At 75.1% G+C, this 26,584-nt stretch carries 3 protein-coding genes; all 3 read right to left on the bottom strand.

What is annotated here, in order from left to right; translation table 11 throughout:
- Nucleotides 1-40 precede the first annotated feature (40 nt).
- The 3 genes from C1N81_RS07575 to C1N81_RS07585 all read right to left on the bottom strand — a co-directional run bounded on the left by C1N81_RS07575 (nucleotide 41) and on the right by C1N81_RS07585 (nucleotide 26,465).
- Complete coding sequence (locus C1N81_RS07575; RefSeq protein WP_394427928.1) at nucleotides 41-24,322, bottom strand: type I polyketide synthase; 24,282 nt, start codon at nucleotides 24,320-24,322, stop codon at nucleotides 41-43.
- A gap of 293 nt (nucleotides 24,323-24,615) precedes the next feature.
- Complete coding sequence (locus C1N81_RS07580) at nucleotides 24,616-25,401, bottom strand: futalosine hydrolase (RefSeq protein WP_394427929.1); 786 nt, start codon at nucleotides 25,399-25,401, stop codon at nucleotides 24,616-24,618.
- Entirely contained in the window at nucleotides 25,398-26,465 is a 1,068-nt protein-coding gene (locus C1N81_RS07585) for a glucose-1-phosphate thymidylyltransferase (RefSeq protein ID WP_394427930.1), read from the bottom strand. The genes C1N81_RS07580 and C1N81_RS07585 overlap by 4 nt, the downstream gene beginning before the upstream one ends.
- Between the last annotated feature and the right edge of the window lie 119 nt (nucleotides 26,466-26,584).

Raw genomic sequence — 26,584 nt, forward strand, 5'->3', positions numbered from 1 at the left:
GGGGTGCTCGTACGTCCCGGAAAGAGGACCAGTGGGGTGCTCATACGTCCCCCAGCTCGCGGTCGATGAGGTCGAAGAGGTCGCCCGCGGACTCGACCCCGGCCAGCTCCTCGTCCTCCTGCTCGGGGACGTCGGCCGGGGCGACGGGCTCGCCCTGCCAGTGCGCGAGCAGCTCGCGCAGCCGGGCGGTGACCTTGTCGCGGTCCTCGCCGGCCATGTCGGAGTCGCGCAGCGCGCCCTCCAGGCGGTCCATCTCGCCGAGCAGCGCCTGCGCGGTGCCGGGCGGCTCGGGCAGGGCCAGTTCGCCCAGCAGGTGGCGGGCCTGGCCGAGGGCGGTCGGGTAGTCGAAGACCAGCGTGGCGGGCAGCCGCAGTCCGGTGGCGGACGCGAGCCGGTTGCGGAGTTCGACGGCGGTCAGCGAGTCGAAGCCCAGCTCCTTGAAGGTGAGTTCGGGGTCGACCTCGGCGGCCGAGCCGTGTCCGAGGACGGCCGCCGCCTGTTCGGCGACCACGTCGACGAGGAGCTGTTCGCGGTCGGCGGCGGGCAGCGGTGCGAGCCGTTCGGCCAGCGTCTGCGGTGCCTGTGCGGCGGGCGTCGCGGCCGTGGCGGCACCTGCCCGGCGTCGCGCGGGGGTGCGGACCAGGCCGCGAAGGAGCACCGGCAGGACGTCGTGGTGTTCGCGCAGGGCGGCCGGGTCGAGGTGCATGGGCAGCAGCGCGGCCCGGTCGGTGGCGGCCGCGGCGTCGAGCAGCCGCATTCCGTGGGCGGCGTCGAGCGGCACCATGCCGGTACGGGCGTGGCGCTCGCGGTCGGCGTCGCCCAGCTCCCCGGTCATCCCCGCCTCCGGCAGCCAGGTGCCCCAGGCGAGGGAGACCGCGGGCAGGCCCTGGGCGCGGCGGTGGTGGGCGAAGGCGTCCAGGAACGCGTTGGCCGCCGAGTAGTTGGCCTGTCCCGCGCCGCCGAAGGTGCCGGCGACGGAGGAGAAGACGACGAACCGGGCGAGGTCGAGGTCGCGGGTCAGTTCGTGCAGGGCGGCCACGGCGTCGGCCTTGGGCCGCAGCGCCTCGGCGAAGCGCTCCGGGGTCATCGAGGACAGCACGCCGTCCGCGAGGACACCCGCGGTGTGCACCACCGCGGTCAGGGGCCGGTCGGCGGGGATACCCGCGAGGAGCGCGGCGAGCGCGGTGCGGTCGGCGACGTCGCAGGCCGCGACGGTCACCTCGGCACCCAACTCAGCCAGTTCGGCTCGCAGTTCGGCCGCTCCGGGCGCGTCGGGGCCGCGCCGCCCGGCGATCAGCAGATGCCGGACGCCCTGGTCGGCGACGAGGTGGCGGGCGGTGATCCGGCCGAGCCCGCCGAGCCCGCCGGTGAGCAGGACGGTCCCCTCGGGGTCCGGCGCGGTCGGCAGGGTCAGGACGACCTTGCCGATGTGGCGGGCCTGGCTGAGGAAACGGAACGCGTCCGGGGCCCGGCGCACGTCCCACACGGCCATCGGCAGCGGCTTGAGGACACCGCGTCCGAACAGGTCGACGAGGTCGGCGAGGATCTCACCGATCCGGTCCGGACCCGCCTCGACCAGGTCGAAGGCGCGGTAGGCGACGCCGGGGTGGTCGGCGGCGACCTGTGCGGGGTCGCGGACGTCGGTCTTGCCCATCTCCAGGAACCGGCCGCCGCGCGGCAGCAGCCGCAGGGACGCGTCCACGAACTCCCGGGCCAGGGAGTCCAGGACGACGTCGAAGCCGTCGCCGTCGGTGGCGGTGCGCAGCCGCTCCTCGAAGCCGAGGTCGCGGGAGGAGGCGAGGTGCGCGTCGTCCAGTCCGGCGGCGCGCAGGGCGTCCCACTTGGCGGGGGACGCGGTGCCGTACACCTCGGCGCCGAGGTGGCGGGCGAGCTGGACGGCCGCGGAGCCCACGCCACCCGCGGCGGCGTGCACGAGCACCCGCTCGCCGGGCTTGAGCCCGCCGAGGTCGACGAGCGCGTAGTACGCGGTGAGGTAGACGATCGGGACGGTGGCGGCCTCGGCGAAGCTCCAGCCCTTCGGGATGCGCGCGACCATCCGGGCGTCGGCGACGGCGACCGGGCCGAACGCACCGGCGAACATGCCCATCACCCGGTCCCCGGGAGCGAGCTCCGTCACACCGGAGCCCACCTCGGTGACGACACCGGCGCCTTCGAGGCCGATCGCGGTGGCGTCGCCCGGGTACATGCCGAGCGCGGTCAGCACGTCGCGGAAGTTGACACCGGCGGCGCGCATCGAGATCCGTACCTCGTTCGCCGCGAGCGGCGCGGTGACCTCCGGGCAGGGGGCCAGGCGCAGGCTCTCCAGGGTGCCCTTGCGCTCGACCCCGAGCCGCCAGGCCTCGGTGTCGGCCGGCGGGATGAGGGCCCGGCCGGTGTCGAACGGCACGATGCCCGGTGCGAGCGCCTTGCCGTCCTGGACGGCGGCCTCGAAGGCGCTGTCGCCGAGCGCGGCGGGCAGCGCGGCCAGGGAGGCGGCGGTGCCGTCGGTGTCGGCGAGGACGAGGCGGCCGGGGTTCTCGGTGCGGGCCGCCCGCACCAGGCCCCACACGGCGGCCTGCGCCGGGTCGGCGGCCCGTGGCGCGGCCGGGACGGCGCACCGGGTGACGACGGCGAGGCGCGCGTGCAGGAACGCGGGTTCGTCCAGCCAGCGCCGTACGAGGTCCAGGGCGCGGCCGGTGGTGACGCGGGCCGCGTCGGCCTCCGAGCCCGGGTGGGCGGCGTCGACCGGTACGGCGTACAGGACGGTGTCGGGGATCTCGTCGGCCTCGGCGAGGGTCTCCAGGTCCGGGACGGCGTGCGCGGTGTGTCCTGCGGCGCGCAGTGCGGCGGCCAGTTCGTCCGCCTCCCCCGCGCCGACGACCGTCCATGCGGTCCTGGTGTCCGCGGAGGTGGCCGGGGTGGTGAGCGGCTGCCAGTCCAGCTCGTACAGGCCCTTGGCGTCGGGGGCGCCGACGGTGGAACCGGCGAGGTCCCCGGTGAGTTCGCGCAGGGTGAGCGAGCCGACGGAGGCGACGGGCCTGCCCGCCGGGTCGGCGAGCGCGAGACCGATGGCCTCCGGTCCTTCCTGGACCATCCGCAGCCGCAGCGCGGAGGCGCCGACGGCGTCGACGCGCACGTCGTTCCAGGAGAACGGCAGGCGGCCGGCGTCCTTCATCGGTACGAACATCACCGCGTGCAGCGCGGCGTCCAGGAGGGCCGGGTGCAGGTCGAACGCGTCGGCCGCCGGGTCCGCGTCGGCCGGCAGGGCGACCTCGGCGAACACCTCGTCGCCGCGCGTCCACACCCGGGTCAGCCCCTGGAAGAGCGGACCGTAGAGGTGCCCGCGGTCGGCGAACGCCTCGTAGAAGCCGTCGAGCGCCACCTCAGCGCCGTCCTCGGGCGGCCAGACCGTGAAGTCGTACGGTGCGGCGGCCGGTGCGGCGGCTTCGGTGAGCAGTCCGCTGACGTGCAGGGTCCAGGGTGTGCCGGGCTCGGCGTCGTCGGGCCTGCCGTGCACGGTCAGCGGGCGGGCCCCGGTGGCGTCCGGTGCCTCGACCCGGACCTGCACCTGCACGCCGCCCCGCTCCGGGAGGGTGAGCGGCGTCAGGATGGTCAGTTCGGCGACCTGCTCGCAGCCGGTCCTGGCACCCGCGTGCAGCGCCAGGTCGAGGAAGCCGGTGGCGGGGAACAGGGCGGTGCTGGTGAGGGCGTGGTCCTTGAGCCAGGGGCTGGTGCCGAGCGCGAGGCGGCCCGTGAAGACCTGGGTGCTCCCGTCGGCCAGCTCGACGGCGGCGCCGAGCAACGGGTGGCTGCTCGCGCCGAGTCCCGCGGTGGTGACGTCGCCGAGCAGCACGGGCGGCCTCGGCCAGAAGCGGCGGCGCTGGAAGGGGTAGGTGGGCAGGGCGGTGACGCGGGCGCCGGTGCAGTCGAAGAGGCGGGGCCAGTCGACGCTCACGCCGTGGGTGAAGGCGTGGGCGAGGGCGTCGAGGAGCGTCTCCCGCTCGTCACGGTCCTTGCGCAGGACGGGGACGAAGAGGGCCTGGTCCGCGTCGGGCAGGCAGCTCTGCGCCATCGCGGTGAGGGTGCCGTCGGGGCCGACCTCCACGAACCGGTCCGCGCCGTGCTCGGCGAGCCAGCTCACGCCGTCGGCGAAGCGGACGGCCTCGCGGACGTGGCGCACCCAGTACTCGGGGTCCTGGAGTTCGCCGGGGGCGGCGGCCCGGCCGGTGACGTTGGAGACGACGGCCATCCGCTGCGGCGCGTAGGAGATACCGGCGGCGACGGTGCGGAACGCGTCGAGCATGGGCTCCATGAGCGGCGAGTGGAAGGCGTGGCTGACGCGCAGCCGGGTGGTGCGGCGTCCGTCGGCGGCGAGCTTCGCCGCGATACCGGCGACGATGTCCTCGGTACCGGAGACGACCACGGAGCGCGGCCCGTTGACGGCGGCGACACCGGCGTCCGGGTGGCCCTCCAGGAACGGCAGCACGTCGTCCTCGGCGGCCTCGACGGCGAACATGGCGCCGCCGTCCGGCAGTTGCTGCATGAGACGGCCGCGGGCGGCTACCAGGGCGCAGGCGTCCTCCAGGGACATCACGCCCGCCACATGCGCGGCCGCGATCTCGCCGATGGAGTGTCCGGCGACGAAGTCGGCCCGCACGCCCCAGGATGCGAGCAGGCGGTAGAGGGCGACCTCGACGGCGAACAGGGCGGGCTGTGTCCACTCGGTGCGGTTCAGGCGTTCGGCGTCGTCGCCGAGGACGAGCGCGCGGACGTCGTCCCCGAAGTGGGCGCAGACCGCGTCGAAGGCGTCGGCGTAGACGGGGAACGCCTCGTACAGTCCGGCGCCCATGCCCGGGCGCTGGGCGCCCTGACCGGAGAACAGGAACGCGGTCTTCCCGTCGCCTCGGTGGGTGCCGGTGACGGTGTGCGGTCCGGTCTCACCGGACGCGAGCAGCCGCAGCCCGTCGGTGAGGGCGGCGTGGTCGGCGCCGAGGACGACGGCGCGGTGCTCGAAGACGGCGCGGGTCGCGGTGAGCGAGAGGCCGAGGTCGGCGGTGGTCAGGTCGGGGTTCCGGCCTGCGTGGTCGAGGAGTTGGGCGGCCTGGGCGCGCAGGGCGTCACGGCTGCGGGCGGAGAGGACCCACGGCACCGGGCCCTCCGTCCGCGCGGCCGGCTCCTGGCTCTGGGCTTCTTCCGGCACGGCTTCCAGGACGACGTGGGCGTTGGTCCCGCTGATGCCGAAGGACGACACGCCCGCACGGCGCGGACGCTCCCCCGTCTCGGGCCACTCCTGCGCCTCGGTGAGCAGGGCGACCGCGCCCTGCTCCCAGTCCACGTGCGAGGACGGAGCGTCCACGTGAAGCGTCGCGGGCAGCACACCGTGCCGCATCGCGAGCACCATCTTCATCACACCCGCCACACCGGCACCGGCCTGCGTGTGACCGACGTTCGACTTCACCGAACCCAGCCACAACGGCCGGTCCCCGTCACGGTCCTGGCCGTACGTCGCAAGGAGGGCCTGCGCCTCGATCGGGTCACCGAGCTTGGTGCCCGTTCCGTGTGCCTCCACCGCGTCCACGTCGCGCGCGGACAGCCCGGCCGAGTCCAGAGCGGCGCGGATGACCCGCTGCTGCGAGGGACCGTTCGGCGCGCTCAATCCGTTGGACGCACCGTCCTGGTTGACCGCCGAACCGGCGACCACCGCGAGCACCGGGTGCCCGTTGCGGCGCGCGTCCGACAGCCGCTCCACCAGCAGCAGGCCACCGCCCTCGGAGAACCCGGTGCCGTCCGCGGCCTCCGCGAACGCCTTGCACCGGCCGTCCTCCGCGAGCCCCTGCTGACGGCTGAAGTCCACGAAGAGGCCGGGCGAGGCCATGACGGTGACGCCGCCCGCGAGGGCGAGGTCGCACTCCCCCGTGCGCAGGGACTGCACGGCGAGGTGCAGGGCGACCAGGGAGGCGGAGCAGGCCGTGTCGACGGTGACCGCCGGGCCTTCGAGGCCGAACGTGTAGGACAGCCGGCCCGAGACGACGCTGGCCGCGTTGCCGGTCAGCATGTAGCCCTCGAAGTCCTCGCCGGAGGCGGCGAGCATGCCGGTGTAGTCCTGGCCGTTGGTGCCCGCGAAGACGCCGGTACGGCTGCCGCGCAGGCCGCGCGGGTCGATGCCCGCCCGCTCGAACGTCTCCCACGCCATTTCGAGCAGCAGTCGCTGCTGCGGGTCCATGGCGACGGCCTCACGCGGCGAGATGTTGAAGAAGGCCGGGTCGAAGCCGCCCGCGTCGGTGAGGAAGCCGCCGGTGCGGGTGGCGACGGTGCCGGTCTTGCCGGACTCGGTGTCGTGCAGCGCGTCCAGGTCCCAGCCGCGGTCCTCGGGGAAGGGCACGAGGCCCTCCTCACCGTTGAGGAGCATGGTCCACAGCTGTTCGGGGGTGCGGATGTCGCCGGGGAAGCGGCAGCCCATCGCGACGACGGCGATCGGGTCGTCGTCCGTGGCGTCGCGGCGCGGGCCTCGCTCGGGCGCTTCCGCCGTCGCGTCGTCGGCCGTGTTGTCGGCGACCTCGGCGAGCAGGAAGTCGGCGAGGGCGCGGCAGGTGGGGTGGTCGAAGACGAGGGTGGAGGGCAGGCGCAGGCCGGTGATGCGGTTCATGCCGTTGCGCAGTTCGACGGCGCTGAGCGAGTCGATGCCCAGGTCGGTGAAGGGCTGCTCGGAGTCGACGGCGTCGGCGGCCGGGTAGCCGAGGACACCCGCGACGTGTCCGCGCACGATCTCCAGGACGGCTCCGGCCCGTTCGTAGCCGGGCAGGGCGGCCAGGTGGGCGTGGAGCGAGGACATGTCGTCGACGGCCGGTCCCGCGCTCTGCCGCACGCTCTCCAACGCCGCGCGGGCGGCGGGGAGTTCGTCGAGCAGGTGGCTGGGGCGTGGCGCCGTGAAGGACGGGGCGTAGGTGTCCCAGCGCAGGTCGGTGACGACGACGTGGGTGTCGCCGAGGTCGAGGGCGTGGCCGAGGGCCTCGCAGGCGGCGGCGGTGTCCATGGGGTGGACGCCGTGGCGGCGCATGCGGTCCCCGGCGCTGTCCCCGACCATGCCGCCGTCGGCCCATAGGCCCCACGAGACGGCGGTGGCGGGCAGTCCGGCCGCGCGGCGTTCGGCGGCGAGGGCATCGAGGTAGGCGTTGCCGGGCGCGTAGTTGCCGAGTCCGGCGCCGCCGAGGACGCCTGCGGTGGAGGAGAACAGGACGAACGCGGAGAGGTCGAGGTCGCGGGTGAGCTCGTGCAGGGCACGGGCGGCGGTCGCCTTGCCGCGCAGGACGGGGTCCATCCGGTCCGGGGTGAGCGAGTCGACGACACCGTCGTCGAGGGCTCCCGCCGCGTGGAAGACGGCGTCCAGGGGCTGGTCGGCTGGGATCGCGGCGAGCAGCTCCGCGAGGGCGGCGCGGTCGGACACGTCGCAGGCGGCGAGGGTCACCTCGACGCCGCGCGCGGCCAGTTCGTCGCGCAGGTCGGTGGCGCCCGGCGCGTCGGCGCCGCGTCGACCGGCGAGCACCAGGTGGGTGGCGCCGCGGTCGGCGAGCCAGCGGGCGACATGGCCGCCGAGGGCGCCCGTACCGCCCGTGACCAGCACGGTGCCGCGGGGCCGCCACGTCTCGGCGGGGGCGCCGGCGCCGGGGGCGTGGACCAGGCGGCGGCCGTGGGCGCCGGTGGCGCGCAGCGCGATCTGGTCCTCCTGACCGGGCTCCGCGAGGACGGCGGCGAGCCGGGTGGCAGTGCGGGTGTCCAGCTCGACGGGCAGGTCGACGAGGCCGCCCCAGCGGTCGGAGTGCTCCATGGCCGCGACCCGGCCGAGGCCCCAGACGAGGGCCTGGTCGGCGTCGGGCGCGGGATCGGCGGAGCCGACGGCGACGGCGCCACGGGTGGCGCACCACAAGGGCGCGTCGATGCCGAGGTCGCCGAGGGCCTGGATCAGGGCGAGGGTGGTGGCGAGACCGACGGGGACGGCTACGTGGCCGGGGTGGTCCCGGGTGTCGAGGGCGAGCAGGGACAGGACACCTGCGGGACGCGTGTCCTCGTCGGCGGTGAGCAGTGCGGCGAGGGCGGCGCGGTCCGCGATGCCGTCGGGGACGACGATCCGCCGGACGGCGCGGGCACCGCCCGCGGTCAGCGCGTCGGCGACGGCGTCGACGACCTCGGCGTGCCCGGCCTCCTCGGCGGGCGCGACGATCAGCCACGTACCGGTGAGGGTGGCCGCGCCGGTGTCGAGGGGGCTGAACGCGACCCGGTAGCGCAGGGCGTCCGTGGTGGCGCGTTCCCTGCGGGTGCGCCGCCACTGGGACAGGGCGGGCAGGACGCTGCTGAGCGGGGCGTCGGCGGGCAGGTCGAGGCTGTCGGTGAGGGACTCCAGGTCCTCCTGCTCGACGGTCTCCCAGAAGCGGGCCTCCACGGAGTCGGCCGTGAGGGCGCCGCTCGCGGCGAGGTCGGCCGCCGCCGCCTCGCGGACGGTGGGCCAGTACCGCTGGTGCTCGAAGGCGTAGGTGGGCAGGTCGGTGCGGAGGGCGCCGGTGCCGTCGAAGACGGTCCCGAAGTCGACGTCCACGCCGTGCACATGGGCCTCGGCGAGCGCGATGAGGAGCTGGCGCAGGTCGCCCTGGTCGCGGCGGAGCGAGCCGAGGACGGCGCCGTCGACACCGGCCGCGTCGAGGGTGTCGCGCAGTCCGACGGCGAGCACGGGGTGCGGGCCGACCTCGATGAAGGTGCGGTGCCCTGCCGCGATCAGGCCGCGGACGGCGTCCTCGAAGCGGACGGTCTCGCGCAGGTTGGTGTACCAGTAGGCGGCGTCGAGCCCGGTGGTGTCCTGCCAGTCCCCGGTGAGCGAGGAGCGGAAGGGGATCTCCGCGTCGCGCGGGGCGATCCCGTCGAGGGCGTCGAGGACGGTGTCGCGGATCGCCTCGACCTGCGCGGAGTGCGAGCCGTAGTCGACGTTGACCTTACGGGCGCGGACGCCGTCCGCGACGAGCGCGGCGTGCAGCTCGTCGAGGGCCGCGGCCTCACCGGAGACGACGGATGAGGCGGGGCCGTTGACGGCGGCGAGGGCCAGGTGCTCCGCCCACGGCTCCATACGGGCGCGGGTCTCGTCGGCGGACAGCGGCACGGACATCATGCCGCCGGTCCCGGCGATCCGGGTGATGGCGCGGCTGCGCAGGGCGACGACGCGGGCGCCGTCCTCCAGGGTGAGGGCCCCGGCCGCGCAGGCGGCGGCGATCTCGCCCTGTGAGTGGCCGACGACGGCGGCCGGGCGGACGCCGTGCGCGCGCCACAGGGCGGCGGTGGCGACCATGACGGCCCACAGTGCGGGCTGGACGACGTCGACGCGGCCGAGGTCGGCGGCGTCCTCGTCGCCGCGCAGGACGGCGGTCAGGGACCAGTCGACGTGCGGGGCGAGCGCCTGCTCGCAACGCTCGATCCAGTCGGCGAACACCGGGGAGGCGGCGAGGAGTTCACGGCCCATGCCCGCCCACTGGGCGCCCTGTCCGGGGAAGACGAGGACGGGTTCGGCGCCACCGGGCAGCGCGCTGCCGACCGGGACGGGCGTGGTGAGCGGCGCGTCGGCGGCAAGCGCGGACAGGGTCTCGTCGAGCTGGGCGGTGTCGTCGGCGAGGACGGCGGCGCGGTGGGTGAGGGCGGCGCGGCCGACGGCGAGGGTGTAGGCGAGGTCGGCGAGCGGGGTGCCGGGGCGGGTGCGCAGGTGGGTGCGGAGCCGTGCGGCCTGGGCGCGGAGCGCGGCCGGGGTGCGGGCGGACAGCAGGACGGGAACGGCCGGGAGCGTGGTGCGCGCGGCGGGGCGTTCGGGGCTTTCGGGGGCCTGTTCCACGATGACGTGGGCGTTGGTGCCGCTCATGCCGAAGGAGGAGACGCCGGCGCGGCGGGCGCGGCCGGTCTCGGGCCAGGGCTGTTCCTCGGTGAGGAGGCGGACGTTCCCGGCGTTCCAGTCGACGTGCGGGGTCGGGTTCTCGGCGTACAGGGTGCGCGGGAGCAGGTTCTCGCGCAGGGCCATGACCATCTTGATGACGCCGCCGACACCGGCCGCGGCCTGGCTGTGCCCGATGTTCGACTTGAGCGAGCCGAGCCAGAGCGGCCGGTCCTCGTCGCGGTCCTGCCCGTAGGCGGCGAGCAGTGCTTGTGCCTCGATGGGGTCGCCGAGGGTGGTCCCGGTGCCGTGCGCCTCGACGGCGTCGACGTCCTGCGGGGCGAGTCCGGCGGAGGCGAGGGCCTGCCGGATGACGCGCTGCTGCGAGGGCCCGTTGGGCGCGGTCAGGCCGTTGGAGGCGCCGTCCTGGTTGAGGGCGGAGCCGCGGATCACGGCGAGCACCTGGTGGCCGTTGCGGCGGGCGTCGGAGAGCCGTTCGAGGACGATCATGCCGACGCCCTCGGCCCAGCTGGCGCCGTCGGCGTCGGCGGAGAACGGCTTGCAGCGGCCGTCCTCGGCGAGCGCGCGCTGGCGGCTGAACTCGATGAGGGAACCGGGCGTCGACATCACGGTGACGCCGCCGGCCAGGGCGAGTTCGCACTCCCCCTGGCGCAGGGACTGGGCTGCGAGGTGCAGGGCGACGAGCGAGGAGGAGCAGGCGGTGTCGACGGAGACCGCGGGGCCCTCCAGGCCGAGGGCGTAGGAGATACGGCCGGACAGGACGCTGGGCGAGTTGCCCGTGCCGACGTAGCCCTCGAAGTTGTCGTCGGAGGCGGCGAGGATCGTCACGTAGTCCTGGTAGGTGACACCGGCGAAGACGCCGGTGGAGGAGCCGCGCGCCGCTGCCGGGTCGACGCCCGCGCGCTCCAGGGCCTCCCAGGAGACCTCCAGGAGGAGCCTTTGCTGCGGGTCCATGGCGAGGGCCTCGCGGGGGCTGATGGAGAAGAACGCCGGGTCGAAGCGGCTGGCGTCGTGCAGGAAGCCGCCCTCGCGGGTGTAGACGGTGCCCGGGTGGTCGGGGTCCGGGTGGTAGAGCGTCTCGGGGTTCCAGTTGCGGTCGGTGGGCAGCGGCGAGATGCCGTCGGCCCCGGCCCGCACCAGGTTCCACAGGTCCTCGGGGTCGGCGATGCCGCCCGGGTAGCGGCAGGCCATGCCGACGACGGCGATCGGGTCGTCGTCGACGGCGCGCCGTACGGCTACGGGGCCGGACGCCTCGGGGGCGTTGAACAGGTCGTCGGCGAGGTGGTGGGCGAGCGCGGTCGGGGTGGGGTGGTCGAAGACGAGGGTGGCGGGCAGGGTGACGCCGAGGGCGGCGCTGAGCGCGTTGCGGAGTTCGACGGCGGTCAGCGAGGTGAGGCCGAGGTCGGTGAACGGGCGGGCCGGTTCGACCTCGTCCGGGCCGCTGTGGCCGAGGACGGCGGCGACGCGTTCGCGGACGGTGGCAAGCAGCGTGCGCTCGCGTTCGGCGGCGGGCCGGGCGGCGAGGCGCTCCAGGAGGCTGCCGGGCGGCTGCGTGCGGGTCGCTGCGCGGCGGCGGGCCGGGGTGGTGACCGGGGTGGTCCGCCGGCCGGTGGCCGACGCGGCGGCGGCCACGGCCGTTTCCTGACCGGTCGCCGAAACGGCGGCCGGGGAAGCCTCCTCACCGGTGGCTGTCGCGGTGGTGGACACGGTTTCCTGGCCGACGGCCGAGACCGTCACTTGGCCGGTGGCCGAAGTATTGGCCGGGGCGACCTCCTGACCGGTGGTCGACGCGACGGCCACGCCCGTCCCCTGGCCCGCGGTACTACCCGGGGCCGGGCGCAGCAGCAGGGAGCCGATGCTCAGGACGGGTTCGCCGACCGCGTCGGCCGCGGTGAGGGCGAGGGTGTCGGGCCCGGTGCGCTCCAGGCGGACGCGCAGGGTGGTGGCGCCGGTCGCGAACAGGCGGGCGGGACCGGCGGTGAACAGCACGCGGCCCTCGCCCAGGCCGTCGAACGCGCCGAGGCCCACGGGGTGCAGCGCGGCGTCCAGGAGCGCCGGGTGCAGGTCGTGGCGGGCTGCGTCGCCGGCCGCGGACTCAGGCAGCGCGACCTCCGCGTACACGGCGTCGCCGTCCTGCCAGGCGGCCGTGAGGCCCTGGAAGACGGGCCCGTAGTCGAGTCCGGCCTCGCGCAGGCGGGCGTACAGGCCGTCGGTGGGGAGTTCCCGCGCGCCGGGCGGCGGCCAGGCGGTGAGGTCGTGGGCCGGGATGGGCTCCGTCTCGGCGGTCAGCACACCGGCGGCGTGCCGGGTCCACTCCGCGCCGGTGTCCGCGGCGGGCCTGGCGTGCACGGCGAACGCGCGGTCGCCGCGGGCGTCGGGGGCCTCGACCCGGATCTGGAGGGCGACGCCGTCGTGCTCGGGCAGGGCGAGGGGGCGCTCCAGGACGAGTTCGCCGAGTTGCGGGCGGCCCGCGTGCACCCCGGCGACGAGGGCGAGTTCGACGAAGGCGGTGCTCGGGACGACGGCGGCGCCGCCGATGCGGTGGGCGGCGAGCCAGCCCGCGCCGCGGGCGGCGAGGCGGCCGGTGAGCAGCAGGGTGTCGTCGACGGCCGACGGCACGACGGCGCCGAGCAGCGGGTGTCCGGCCGGGACGAGCCCGGCGGCGGCCGGGTCCCCGGTGGCGGTGGACTCGATCCAGTAGGGCCGGTGCTGGAAGGCGTAGGTGGGCAGGTCGACGGGGACCGCGCCGGGCGCCACGGTGTCGAGCACGGCACGCCAGTCGACGGCGGTGCCGTGGGCGTGCAGGGCACCGACGGCGCTCAGCAGCGTCTCCGCCGCGTCGCGGTCGTCGCGCAGCGCGGGAACGGCGACCGGCGCGGGCCCCTGCCAGGCGTTCTGCGCGAGCGCGGTGAGGGTGGTGTCGGGGCCGAGTTCGAGCAGGCGGCCGGTGCCCAGCTCCTCCAGGGCGGTGACGCCGTCGGCGAACCGTACGGCGTGCCGCACGTGCCGGACCCAGTACTCCGGGTCGGTCAGTTCACCGGGTCCCGCGAGGGCGCCGGTGAGGTCGGAGACGACGGGGATCCGCGGCTCGGCGTACTCGACGCCGGCCGCGACGGCGCGGAAGTCGTCGAGCATGGGCTCCATGCGCGGCGAATGGAAGGCGTGGCTGACTCGGAGGCGGGTCGTCTTGCGGCCCTGTGCGGCGAAGTGGGCGGCGACCTCCAGGGCCGCGTCCTCGTCACCGGAGACCACCACGGAGCGGGGGCCGTTGACGGCGGCCACCCCGAGGACGTCCTCCCGTCCGGCGAGCAGCGGCAGCACCTCCTCCTCTGCGGCCTGGAGGGCGATCATCGCGCCGCCCTCGGGCAGCGCCTGCATCAGCCGGCCGCGCGCCGCGACCAGTCGGCAGGCGTCGGGGAGCGTCATCACCCCGGCGACGTGCGCGGCCGCGATCTCGCCGATGGAGTGGCCGAGGAGGTGGGAGGGGCGTACCCCGAAGGACTCCACGAGCCGGTAGAGGGCGACCTCGACGGCGAAGAGGGCGGGCTGTGCGAACTCGGTGCGGTTGAGCGTGTCGGCGTCGGCTCCGTGCACGACCTCGGCGAGCGGCCGGGGCAGCAGCCCGTCGAAGTGTCCGCAGACCGCGTCGAACGCGTCGGCGTACACGGGGAACGCGTCGTACAGGCCGCGTCCCATGCCGGGCCGCTGGGTGCCCTGGCCCGCGAAGAGGAACCCGAGGCCGCCGCCGGTCAGGGTGGACCCGGTGACGACGGCGGGGTCGGTGCCTTCGGCGGCGAGGGTGCCGAGCGCGGCCAGCAGGGCGTCGCGGCCGGTGCCGGTGACGACGGCCCGGTGCTCGAGCGGGGCCCGGGTGAACGCGAGAGCGTGCGCCACGTCGGCGGCGCCGAGTTCGGGGCGCTGCTCCAGGTGGGCGAGGAGGCGGGTGGCCTGGTCGCGCAGGGCGGACTCGCTGCGGGCGGAGAGCAGCCAGGGCAGGGCGGTGCGGCCGGTGCCGGAGACGGCCGGGTCACCCGACGAGGGCGACTCGATGGCCGTATGCGCCGGTTCGGCTTCCGCCAGGACGACGTGGGCGTTGGTGCCGGAGACACCGAACGCGGAGACTCCCGCGCGGCGGACCCGGTCGTCGGCGCCGGGCCAGGCGACGGCTTCGTCGAGGAGGCGGATCTGTCCTGCCTGCCAGTCGACGCGGGAGGAGGGGCGGTCCGCGTGCAGGGTGCGCGGCAGGGTGTTCTCGCGCAGCGCCAGGATCATCTTGATGATGCCGACGGCTCCGGCGGCGGCCTGTGTGTGCCCCAGGTTGGACTTGACGGAGCCGAGCAGCAGCGGTCGGTCGGCGGGCCGGTCCTGCCCGTAGGTGGCGAGCAGCGCCTGTGCCTCGATGGGGTCGCCGAGGGCGGTCCCTGTGCCGTGCGCCTCGACGGCGTCGACGTCCTGCGGGGTGAGCCCGGCGGAGGCGAGGGCCTGCCGGATGACGCGCTGCTGCGAGGGCCCGTTGGGCGCGGTCAGGCCGTTGGAGGCGCCGTCCTGGTTGACGGCGGTGCCCTCCACGACGGCCAGCACACGGTGGCCGTTGCGGCGCGCGTCGGAGAGCCGTTCGACGACGAGGATGCCGACACCCTCCGCCCAGCCGGTGCCGTCGGCGTCGTCGGAGAACGCCTTGCAGCGGCCGTCGGGGGCGAGGCCGCCCTGGAGGCTGAACTCGACGAAGGCGCCGGGGTCGGCCATGACGGTGACGCCGCCCGCGAGCGCCAGGTCGCTCTCGCCGGAGCGCAGCGACTGCACGGCGAGGTGCAGGGCGACGAGTGAGGAGGAGCAGGCGGTGTCGAGGGTGACGGCCGGGCCCTCCAGGCCGAGGGCGTAGGCGACGCGGCCGGAGACCACGCTGCCCGCCTGGCCGGTCAGCAGGTGGCCGCCGAGCCCCTCGGGGACCTCGGTGAGTCCGGTGGCGTAGCCGGAGCTTCCGGCGCCGACGAAGACGCCGGTGCGCGAGCCCTTCAGTGCGGTGGGGGCGATCCCGGAGCGCTCCAGGGCCTCCCAGGAGGTCTCCAGGACGAGCCGCTGCTGCGGGTCGAGGGCCTGCGCCTCGCGGGGGCTGATGCCGAAGAACGCGGCGTCGAACGCGGCGGCCTGCGACAGGAACCCGCCGGACGCCGTGTCGCTCGCCTCCAGGAGGGCCGTCAGGTCCCAGCCGCGGTCCTCGGGGAACCCGCCGGCCGTGTCGCCACCGGCGGCCAGCAGCTCCCACAGCTGGTCGGGTCCCTCGATGCCGCCCGGCAGGCGGCAGCCCATGCCGACGATGACGACGGGGTCGGTGTCGGTGGCCCGCACCGTCACCTCGTCGTGCCCCTCCCGCTCGGCGCCGAACAGCGCGTCCCGCAGGTGGGCGGCGACGGCGAGCGGCGTGGGGTGGTCGAAGACGAGGGTGCTGGGCAGCGCGACGCCGGTCTCGGCGGTGAGGTCGTTGCGCAGTTCGACGGCGGTCAGCGAGTCGAAGCCCATCTCCCGGAAGGCGCGTCCGACGGTGACGGCCGCCGGGTCGCTGTGCCCGAGCGCGGCTGCGGCCCGGCGGCACACCAGGTCGAGCAGGGCCGCGTCGCGCTCCTCCGCGCCGAGCGGGGCGAGCCGGTCGCGCAGCGCGCCGCCCGCTGCGGCGGATGCGGTCGGGGCCGGCGCCGCGGTGTCCCCGCCCGTCAGGGCGGCGAGCAGGGGGCTGGGACGGCCGGTGGTGAACGCGGGCGCGAACCGCTCCCAGTCCACGTCGGCCACGACCACGGCGGTGTCCCGGGCGGCGAGGGCGCGGCCCAGAGCGGTCAGCGCGGCGTCCGGGTCCAGGGGGCGCAGTCCGCGCCGTTCGAGGAGCGCGCGGGAGGTCTCGTCGGCGGCCATGCCGGTGCCGCCCCACGGCCCCCAGGCCACGGACGTACCGGACAGGCCGCGGGCCCGGCGGCGCTCGACGAGGGCGTCCAGGTGCGCGTTGGCGGCGGCGTAGGCGGCCTGGCCGCCGCTCCCCCACACACCGGCGATGGAGGAGAACGTCACGAACGCCGACAGGCCGCTGTCTCGGGTCAGTTCGTCCAGGTGGTCGGCGGCGTCCGCCTTGGCGGCCAGGACGGCCGCGAGCCGGTCGGGGCCGTAGGAGGCGATGACGTCGTCGTCGAGGACACCGGCGCAGTGCAGCACGGCGTCGACGGGGTGCTCGGCCAGCAGGGAGGCGACGGCGTCGCGGTCCCCCATGTCGCAGGCGACGACCGTGATCCGCGCCCCGGCCGCCGCAAGTTCGTCCCGCAGCTCGTCCGCGCCTGGCGCATCGGCCCCGCGCCGGCTGGTCAGCACCAGCTCCCGGGCACCGTGCCCGACGGCCCAGCGGGCGACCCGCGACCCGAGGGCGCCGGTGCCGCCGGTGATCAGAACGCGCTCGGGGGCCGTCCACTCGCCGGTCGCGGCGGTCGCGGGCGCGGACACGAGGCGGCGCGCGTAGGCGTCGGTGCCGCGCACGGCGACCTGGTCCTCGTCGCGGGCGGCGAGCACGGCGGCGGCCCGGGCGAGCGAGCGCCGGTCCGGGCGGGCAGGCAGGTCGATCAACCCGCCCCAGACGTCCGGGTGTTCCAGGGCGGCGACGCGCCCCAGCCCCCACACGGCGGCCCGCGCCGGTTCGACCACGGCCTCGGTCCCGCCGCCCACGGCGACGGCACCGCTGGTCAGCAGCCACAACGGCGCGGCGAGCGCCGCGTCGGCGTGGGCCTGCACGAGGGCGAGCGCACTTTCCACATCAGGCAGGCAGGACAGCACACCGGCGACGGGCTCCGGGTCGGCGCCCACGGCGCGCAGCAGCTCGGCGAGCGCCTCACGCTCCACCCCGGCCGCGCACTCCACGCGCTCGATCCCCGGGACGAACTCCTCGATGCCGGACAGGGCGGGGCCGTCACCGGACTGCAGCAGCAGCCAGCGCCCGCCGGCCGCACGTCCGTCGCCGGACTCCAGCCGCTCCCAGCGCACGCGGTAGCGCCAGGAGTCGACAGTCGTCCGCTCGACCTGGTCACGCCGCCACGCGGACAGCGCGGGGACGACCCCGTCGAGCACGTCGCCGTCGAGGTCGAGCACACCGGCGAGCCGCTCGGCGTCACCCCGGTCCACGGCCTCCCAGAACGCGGCCTCCCCGGCCGTCGTCGCCGCAGCCGCACCGGTCCCGTTCACGGGGTGCGCACCGCGCCGCGGCTCGGGCCAGTACCAGGAGCGCTGGAAGGCGTACGTCGGCAAGGACGCGGGCCGCGCCCCGGCGAACACCTTGTCCCAGCCGACCGGGGCGCCGACGGTGTGCAGAGCGGCCACGGCGGCGTACAGCGTGTCTGCCTCGGCCCGGTCCTTGCGCAGCACCGGCACGGCCAGGGCGTCGCCGTCCGTGACACAGTTCCGGGTGAGGGCGGTGAGGGTGCCGTCGGGGCCGATCTCCAGGAACCGGGTCACCCCTTCGGCGGCAAGGGTGTCGACACCGTCGGCGAAGCGGACGGCCTCGCGTACGTGCCGGACCCAGTACTCGGCCGACGCCAACTCGCCTTCGGCGGCCAGGCGTCCGGTCACGTTCGACACGACCGGAATCGAAGGCGCCGCGTAGGTGATCTGCTCGGCGACCTCACGGAAGGCGTCGAGCATCGGCTCCATCAACGGGGAGTGGAAGGCGTGCGAGACGCGCAGACGCGACGTGCGTCGGCCTTGCTCCTTGAGTGCGTGAGCGACCTGCTCGACAGCCGCCTCGACACCGGCGATCACCACGGCCTGCGGGCCGTTGACGGCAGCGATGGACACCCCGTCCGCCAGCAGGGGAAGCACCTCGACTTCCGACGCCTCCACGGCCACCATCACGCCACCGGTGGGGAGTTCCTGCATGAGCCGGCCACGCGCAACGATCAGGGCGCAGGCGTCCGCCAGGGACAGCACCCCGGCCACGTGAGCGGCGGCGATCTCACCGATGGAGTGGCCGATGAGGAAGTCCGGGCGCACCCCGAAGGACTCGACGAGGCGGTACAGCGCGACCTCGATCGCGAACAGCGCGGGTTGCGTCCACTGCGTACGGTTCAGCCGCTCGGCATCATCTCCGAAGACGACACCTCGCAGCTCCTCCCCCACCAAAGCGCACACCGCGTCGAAGGCCTCCGCGAACACCGGGAAGGCGTCATACAGCTCGCGCCCCATACCGAGCCGCTGCGCACCCTGGCCCGCGAACAGGAACGCCATGCGACCTTCGTCGACGGTGCCCGTGCGGGTACGAGGGTGCGGCTCGCCCTGGGCCAACGCGTCCAGACCGGCGAGGAGTTCGGTGGTGTCCCCGCCCCAGACGACAGCTCGGTTCTCGAAGGCCGTACGCGTGGTGGCGAGGGCGGTACCGATCTCGACGGCGTCGCTCTCGGGCGCGGAGCGTACGGTTTCCAGCAGACGGGCTGCCTGGGAGCGCAGAGCGTCGGAGCTACGGCCGGACAGCACCCACGGCACCACAGGCAGGGCGTCGGACCGGACCGGCTCCGCGCTTTCCTGCGGCGCCTCTTCGAGGATGACGTGGGCGTTGGTGCCGCTGAGCCCGAACGACGACACACCCGCGCGACGCGGACGCTCATCGCCAGGCCACTCCTGCCGCTCGGTGAGCAGGCGGACCGCACCGGACGACCAGTCCACATGCGAGGACAGCTCCTCCGCGTGCAACGTCGCGGGCAACACCTTGTGCTGAAGTGCCTCCACCATCTTGATCACACCGGCCACACCGGCAGCCGCCTGCGTATGACCCAGGTTCGACTTCACCGAACCGAGCCACAGCGGGCGGTCCCCGGCCCGCTCCCGCCCGTAGGTGGCAAGGAGGGCCTGCGCCTCGATCGGGTCACCGAGCTTCGTGCCCGTGCCGTGCGCCTCCACCACGTCCACGTCCGCCGCCGACAGACCCGCCGAGGACAGCGCGGCGCGGATCACCCGCTGCTGCGAGGGGCCATTAGGGGCGGTCAGGCCGTTCGAGGCACCGTCCTGGTTGACCGCCGAGCCGCGCACCACCGCAAGCACCCGGTGGCCCTTGCGGCGTGCGTCGGAGAGACGCTCCACCAGCAGGACACCGACACCCTCGCCCCAGCCCGTGCCGTCCGCACTCTCGCCGAACGCTTTGCACCGGCCGTCACCCGCGAGACCGCCCTGCCGGCTGAACTCCACGAACGCGCCCGGCGTCGACATCACCGTCACACCACCGGCCAGCGCCAGGTCACACTCCCCCGACCGCAACGCCTGCGCGGCGAGATGCAGGGCGACGAGGGAGGACGAGCAGGCCGTGTCCACCGTCACCGCCGGGCCTTCGAGGCCGAGCACGTACGAGACCCGGCCCGAGGCCACACTCGCCGCGTTCCCCGTACCGACATACCCGCCGAAGTCACCCTCCGACAGGCTCAACAGAGCGGGGTAGTCCTGGCCGTTCGTCCCGGCGAACACACCGGTGCGGCTGCCGCGCAGCGAACGCGGGTCGATCCCGGCCCGCTCCACCGCCTCCCACGACGCCTCCAACAGCAGCCGCTGCTGCGGGTCCATCGCCAGCGCCTCGCGCGGCGACACCCCGAAGAACTCCGCGTCGAAACCGCCGACGCCCGTCAGGAAGCCGCCGCGTGCGGTGTGGCTGGCGTAGGGGTTGTCCGGGTCGGGGGCGAAGAGCAGGTCGAGGTCCCAGCCTCGGTCGGTGGGGAAGTCGCCGATGCCGTCACGGCCGTCGGAGAGGAGGGCCCACAGGTCTTCGGGCGACTCCACGCCGCCCGGGAAACGGCACGCCATGCCGACGATCGCGACCGGCTCGTCCACCGCCGCCACGGTCGTCGTGGCGGCCTGGACGACGTCACCGAACAGTTCGCCGTCGAGGAACGCGGCGAGCGCCTGGGGCGTGGGGTGGTCGAAGACGGCCGTCGCCGGGAGTGCGACGCCCGAGACGGCCGCCAGGACGTTGCGCAACTCCACCGCGATCAGCGAGTCGACGCCCAGGTCGCGGAACGCCTTGTCCGCACCGACCCGTTCGGGGCCGGGGTAGCCGAGGGCGGCGGCGGCCCGGGTGCGGACCTCGGTGAGGAGTTCGCGGCGGCGGGACTCGGGGTCGAGGTTCTGGAGGCGGGCCCGCAGGCCGGTGGCGACGGTCTCTGCGGTCGTCCCGGGTCCGGCCGGGGCGCGGAACACCTCGGTGAGCATGGGGCTGTGGCGGACGGCCGTGAAGGCGGGGCCGAACCGGTTCCAGTCGATGTCGGCCACGAGGGCGGTGGCGGGTGCGGAGCCGGCACAGGCCGCGAGGGCGTCCAGTGCCCGGTCCGGGTCGAGCAGTCCGACACCGCCGCGCAGTTGGCGGCCCTCGGCGTCGGCGTCGGCGGCCATGCCGCCGCCCGCCCACGGCCCCCAGGCGATCGAGGTGGCGGGCAGGCCCGCGCTCCTGCGTCGCTCGGCGAGGGCGTCCAACAGGGCGTTGGCGGCGGCGTAGTTGGCCTGACCGGCGGAGCCGACGGTCCCGGCGAAGGAGGAGAACAGGACGAACGCGGAGAGGTCGCGGTCCCGGGTCAGCTCGTCGAGGTGGCGGGCGCCGGTCACCTTCGCGGCGAAGACCCGGCTGAAGGCTTCGGGGGCGAGGCCGTCGAGGACGCCGTCCTCCAGCACGCCCGCGGTGTGGACGACCGCGTCGACGGGGTGGGCGTCGAGCAGCGCGGCGAGCGCGGCCCGGTCCGTCAGGTCGAGCGCCGCGAACGTCACTTCGGCGCCGAGGTCGCGCAGTTCCGCGCGGAGCGCCTCGGCGCCCGGCGCCTGATCGCCGCTGCGGCTGACCAGGACCAGGTGCGCGGCGCCATGGAGCGCCGCCCACCGGGCGACTCTGGCGCCGAGCGCGCCGGTGCCGCCGGTCACCAGGACCGTACCGGCGGGCTGCCAGGCCGTTTCCGACCCGGCCTGCGCCGCGACGACACGGCGGCCGAGCAGTGCCCCGGGGCGGATCGCGGCCTGGTCCTCGCGCACACCTCCGGCGAGCAGGGCGACGAGGCGGGCGGCCGAGCGCCGGTCCAGGGCCGGCGGGAGGTCCACGAGGCCGCCCCAGCGGTCGGGGTGTTCCAGGGCGGCGACGCGGCCGAGGCCCCACACGGCGGCCTGGTCCGGAAGCGGCGCCTCGTCGCTCGCGGTGGCGGTGACGGCTCCGCGGGTCAGGGTCCAGACCGGCGCCTGGACGCCAGCGTCGCCGAGCGCCTGGGTCAGGGTGGCCGTCGCGAGGACGCCGTGCGGCACCTCCTCGTCCCCGTCTTCGAGGGCGAGCGTGGACACGACCCCGGTCACGGGGTCGTCCCCGGTCGCGGCGGCGACACGGCGGGCCAGCTCGGCGCGCGTGTCGGTGCGGTGATGCTCCACGACGACCAGTTCGGCCCCGGCGTCGGTGAGCACCGACGTGAGCGCGTCGTCCCGTTCGGACGTGGCGGGCCGCACGAACAGCCAGCGGCCGGCCAGGCGCACGCCCTCGGGCAGACCGGCGACGGTGCGCCAGACGACACGGTGGTACGGGCCCGCCGCGCCGACGGCCGAACCGTCCTCGGCGTACGAGCGCTCCAGCCAGTAGCGGTCGCGGCGGAAGGCATAGGTGGGCAGCTCGACCGTGCGCGCCCCCGGCAGGAGCGCGGCCCACTGAACGGCGGCGCCGCGCAGGTGCAGTCGCGCGAGGGCGCTCAGGAGGGCATTGGTCTCCGGGCTGTCCTTGCGGAGCACCGGCGCGTACAGGGCGTCGCTGTCCGGCACGGAGTTGTGGGCGAGGGCGGTGAGGGTGCCGTCGGGGCCGATCTCCAGGAAACGCGTCACGCCGTGCGCGGCGAGGGCGCTCACACCGTCGGCGAAGCGCACCGCCTCCCGCACATGCCGCACCCAGTACTCGGCCGACACCAACTCGCCATCGGCTGAAGCGGGGTCCGCGAGGCGCCCGGTCACGTTCGACACGACCGGGATCGACGGCGCCGCGTACGTGATCCGCTCGGCCACCTCACGGAAGGTGTCGAGCATCGGCTCCATCAACGGCGAGTGGAAGGCGTGCGACACCCGCAGCCGCGACGTGCGCCGACCCTGCTGCTTGAGTTCGAAGGCGACCTCCTCGACAGCCGCCTCGGCACCGGCGATCACCACGGCCTGCGGGCCGTTGACGGCAGCGATCGACACCCCGTCGACCAGCAGCGGAAGCACCTCCGCCTCCGCCGCCTCGACAGCCACCATCACACCACCGGCAGGCAGCTCCTGCATCAACCGGCCGCGCGCCACCACCAGGGCACACGCGTCCTCAAGCGACATGACCCCCGCGACATGCGCGGCGGCGATCTCACCGATGGAGTGGCCCATCAGGAAGTCCGGGCGCACCCCGAAGGACTCGACCAGACGGAACAGCGCGACCTCCACCGCGAACAACGCGGGCTGCGTCCACTCCGTACGGTTCAGCCGCTCGGCGTCATCACCGAAGACGACACCCCGCAGCTCCTCCCCCACCAGCGCGCAGACCGCGTCGAAGGCCTCCGCGAACACCGGGAAGGCGTCGTACAGTTCGCGCCCCATGCCCAGCCGCTGCGCGCCCTGCCCCGCGAACAGGAACGCCGTCCTGCCCTCCCGGACCGTGTCGAGGAGGGTGCGGGCGTCGGGCTCGCCCTGGGCCAACGCCGTGAGGGAGTCCAGGAGTTCGGTGCGGTCGCCGCCCAGGACGGCGGCCCGGTGTTCGAAGGCGGTGCGGGTGGTGGTGAGGGAGGCGGCCAGGTCGTAGAGGTCGGTCGCCGGGTGCGCGGTCAGGTGGCCGGCGAGGCGTCCTGCCTGGGCGCGCAGGGAGTCGTCGTCGCGGGCGGACAGCAGCCACGGCAGGACGGGGAGACCGGTGCGCTGGGCCGCTTCGAAGGCGGCCTCGTCCCCAGTGGACTCGACGGAGTCGGGGGACTCGGCGGGGTCGGCGGAGTCGGCCGCATCAGCGGATTCAGCGGCCTCGGGGGCCTGCTCGATGACGGCGTGCGCGTTGGTGCCCGAGAGCCCGAACGCGGAGACGCCGACGCGCCGCGGGTGGTCGGTGGCGGGCCAGTCGGTGGGCCCGCTCAGGAGCGCGACGTTCCCGGCGCTCCAGTCGACATGCGTGGAGGGGGTGTCGGCGTGCAGGGTGGGCGGCAGGACGCCGTGGCGCAGCGCGAGGACGGACTTGATGACGCCGACGACGCCCGCGGCGGCCTGCGTGTGGCCGATGTTCGACTTGACGGAGCCGAGCAGCAGCGGGCGGTCGGCGGGGCGGCCCTGTCCGTAGGTGGCCAGGAGCGCCTGGGCCTCGATGGGGTCGCCGAGGGCGGTGCCGGTGCCGTGCGCCTCGACGGCGTCGATCTCGGCCCCGGGCAGCCCGGCGTTGGCGAGGGCGGCGAGGATGACGCGCTGCTGGGAGAGGCCGTTGGGGGCGGTGAGGCCGTTGGAGGCGCCGTCCTGGTTGACGGCGCTGCCGCGCAGGACGGCGAGGACCTGGTGGCCGTTGCGGCGGGCGTCGGAGAGCCGCTCGACGATGATCGTGCCCGCGCCCTCGGCCCAGCCGGTGCCGTCGGCGTCGTCGGAGAAGGCCTTGCAGCGGCCGTCGCCCGCGAGGCCGCCCTGCTGGCCGAACTCGATGAACGCGCCCGGGCTCGACATGACGGTGACGCCGCCGACGACCGCGAGGGAGCACTCCCCCGACCGCAGGGACTGGGCGGCGAGGTGGAGGGCGACGAGGGAGGAGGAGCAGGCGGTGTCGACGGTGACCGCGGGCCCCTCAAGACCGAGGGTGTAGGCGACGCGGCCGGACAGGACGGACATGGAGTTGCCGGTGAGCAGATGGCCGCGGACGTCGTCGGAGACCTCGCGCAGGCCCGAGGTGTAGCCCTGGTCGCTGCAGCCGACGAAGACGCCGGAGCGGCTGCCGCGCAGCGTGGCGGGGTCGATGCCGGCGCGTTCGAAGGCTTCCCAGACCACTTCGAGCAGCAGGCGCTGCTGCGGGTCCATGGCGAGGGCTTCGCGCGGGGAGATGTCGAAGAAGGCGGGGTCGAAGGAGGTGGCGTCCGGGACGAAGCCGCCGCGCCGCCGGCCGCCACCGGTGGCAGAGCTGTCGTCGGTGCCGCCGGTGCCGGTCTGCGTTTCGGGGGCGGGCCAGCCGCGGTCGGCGGGCCAGTCCGTCACCGCGTCGGTCCCGGAGACCAGCAGGTCCCAGAAGTCGTCGGGGGTGCGTACGTCGCCGGGCAGGCGGCAGCTCATTCCGACGATGGCGACGGGCTCCTGCTCGCGGGCCTCCAGCTGCCGCAGCTTGCGGCGGGTGGTGTGGAGATCGACGGTGACCCGCTTGAGGTAGTCCCGAAGCTGCGCTTCCTTCGTCATGGACTGCCCCCATGCTGTTTCGGTTTCGGTGACGGAGCGGCGGTCCGCGCCGGGCCCGTCGCGTCGTCCCCGGGGCGCCCTGCGCGGGCATGGGTCCGACGCTCGGCTCCGAGTGCGGTGGGGACAGCATGACCCGGCTCAGGGGCTATTTCGGTGGCCGGCCGGGTTGTCTGGGGAAACGCCTGAACTTCGCGCGCGGGCCGTCGTTCGCGCAGGCCGGAGCGGTGCGCCCGGCGCCGGCCGCACCGTGGCGAAGGCCCCGGACCACCGCGAGGGGGCCGGGGCCGGGCGGGTCAGGTGTAGGGCGGCGGGGCGCCGCGGGCGAGGACGGAGTGGAGCACCGCGAAGGCGTCGCGGAGGGCGGCGAGCGCGTCGGGGATCCGCCAGGCGGCCCGATCCCGGGGGCCGACGGTGTTGGAGACCGTGCGGACTTCGAGGAGCGGGATCCCGTGCAGGGCGGCGGCCTCGGCGGCGCCGAAGCCCTCCATGGCCTCGGCGGCGGCCGCGTGGCGCCGCTGGAGCGCTTGGGCGCGCTCCTCGGTGCCGGTGACGGTGGAGACCGTCAGGACCGGTGCGTGGACGGCGCCGAGGACGCGGGCGACGGCGGCGGACAGGTCGGGCGGGCAGGCGTGTTCGGTGGTGCCGAAGCCGAGGCTGTCGACGGACAGGAACCCGTCGGGCGTCTCGCAGCCGAGGTCGGCGGCGATGACGCGGTCGGCGACGACGACGGAGCCCACGGCGGCGATGGGGGCGAAGCCGCCCGCGATGCCCGCGGAGATGACCAGGTCGTAGGGGTCCTCCCGGACGGCGGCGGCGGTGAGCGCGGCGCCGGTGGCGGCGGCCGCGGCGGCGGGGCCCACCCCACCGCTCAGGAGGTCCGCGGTGAGGGGGCGGCGGCGGAGGGTGGACGGGATGCCGAAGGCGTCCCCGCAGGAGACCGACTCGTCGCTGGTGACGCGGAGCAGGGTGCGGCCGGGCAGGCCGGGCGCGGGGAGCGGGGTGGCGGGGCCGAGGCCGTGCGCGACGGCGTCGCGCTCGGCGTCGACGGCGGTGACGATGAGGAGGCGGACGGGGTTCATGAAGAGATCTGGACCTGCCCGTGGTCGCCGATCACGAGGCGGTGCGCGGCGGGCAGCCGGGGTGTCAGGGTGACCTTGACGTTGCGGCCGACGAGGGAGGCGGCGACGCGCCGGATGTGGTCGAAGGACGACTCCCGCAGCACGATGGAGTACTCGATCTCGCTGTGGGCGATGTGGCACTGCTCCGCGACCGAGGTGGACGGGCCGATGTAGGAGTCGGTGACCACGCTGCCCGCTCCGACGATGGCGGGGCCGACGATGCGGGAGCGGCGCACCTCGGCGCCCGCCTCGATGCGGACGCGGCCGATGATCTCGCTCTCGTCGTCGACGTACCCGTCGATGCGGGGCTGGAGCCGTTCGAGGAGGGTGCGGTTGACCTCCAGCATGTCGGTGACGTTGCCGGTGTCCTTCCAGTAGCCGGTGATGACGGTGGAGGAGACGTCCATGTCCTGGTCGATCATCCACTGGAGGGCGTCGGTGATCTCCAGTTCGCCGCGCGCGGAGGGCGAGATGGCGGCGACGGCCTCGTGGACGGCGGTGGTGAACAGGTAGACGCCGGCGACGGCGAGGTCGCTGCGCGGCCGGCTCGGCTTCTCCTCCAGCTCGACGACGTTGCCGTGGTCGTCGATGACGGCGACGCCGAAGGCCGTGGGGTCGCCGACGCGGGTGAGGAGGACGTGGGCGTCGCGGGGGTCCTTGCGGAACGCCTCGACGACGTCGCTGATCCCGTCGAGGACGAAGTTGTCGCCGAGGTACATGACGAAGTCGTCGTCGCCGAGGAAGGGCTGGGCGATGAGGACGGCGTGGGCGAGCCCGAGGGGTTCGCTCTGCGGGATGTAGGTGACGTCGAGTCCGAAGGCCGAGCCGTCACCGACGGCGGCCTGGATCTCCGCGGCGGTGCTGCCGACGATGACGCCGACGTCGGTGATGCCGGCCTCGGCGATGGCCTCCAGGCCGTAGAAGAGGATCGGTTTGTTGGCTACCGGGACCAGTTGTTTGCTGGAGGTGTGGGTGATCGGTCGCAGCCGCGTACCGGATCCCCCCGCGAGCACGAGAGCTTTCATGGTCCATCCAGATCACGGGTGACGGGTGACGGGTCGGGGGTGGAGCTGGGGCTGGGGCTGGGGCCTGCGGTCGTCCCGGCCGGACCGTGGGGTCGCGGCCGGGACGACTTCGGCGGGGT

Source organism: Streptomyces sp. SGAir0957, assembly GCF_043523415.1.

Coding starts and splice junctions, on each gene's coding strand:
- C1N81_RS07575 (WP_394427928.1), bottom strand. CDS start 24,322: ATGACGAAGGAAGCGCAGCTTCGGGACTACCTCAAGCGGGTCACCGTC.
- C1N81_RS07580 (WP_394427929.1), bottom strand. CDS start 25,401: ATGAACCCCGTCCGCCTCCTCATCGTCACCGCCGTCGACGCCGAGCGC.
- C1N81_RS07585 (WP_394427930.1), bottom strand. CDS start 26,465: ATGAAAGCTCTCGTGCTCGCGGGGGGATCCGGTACGCGGCTGCGACCG.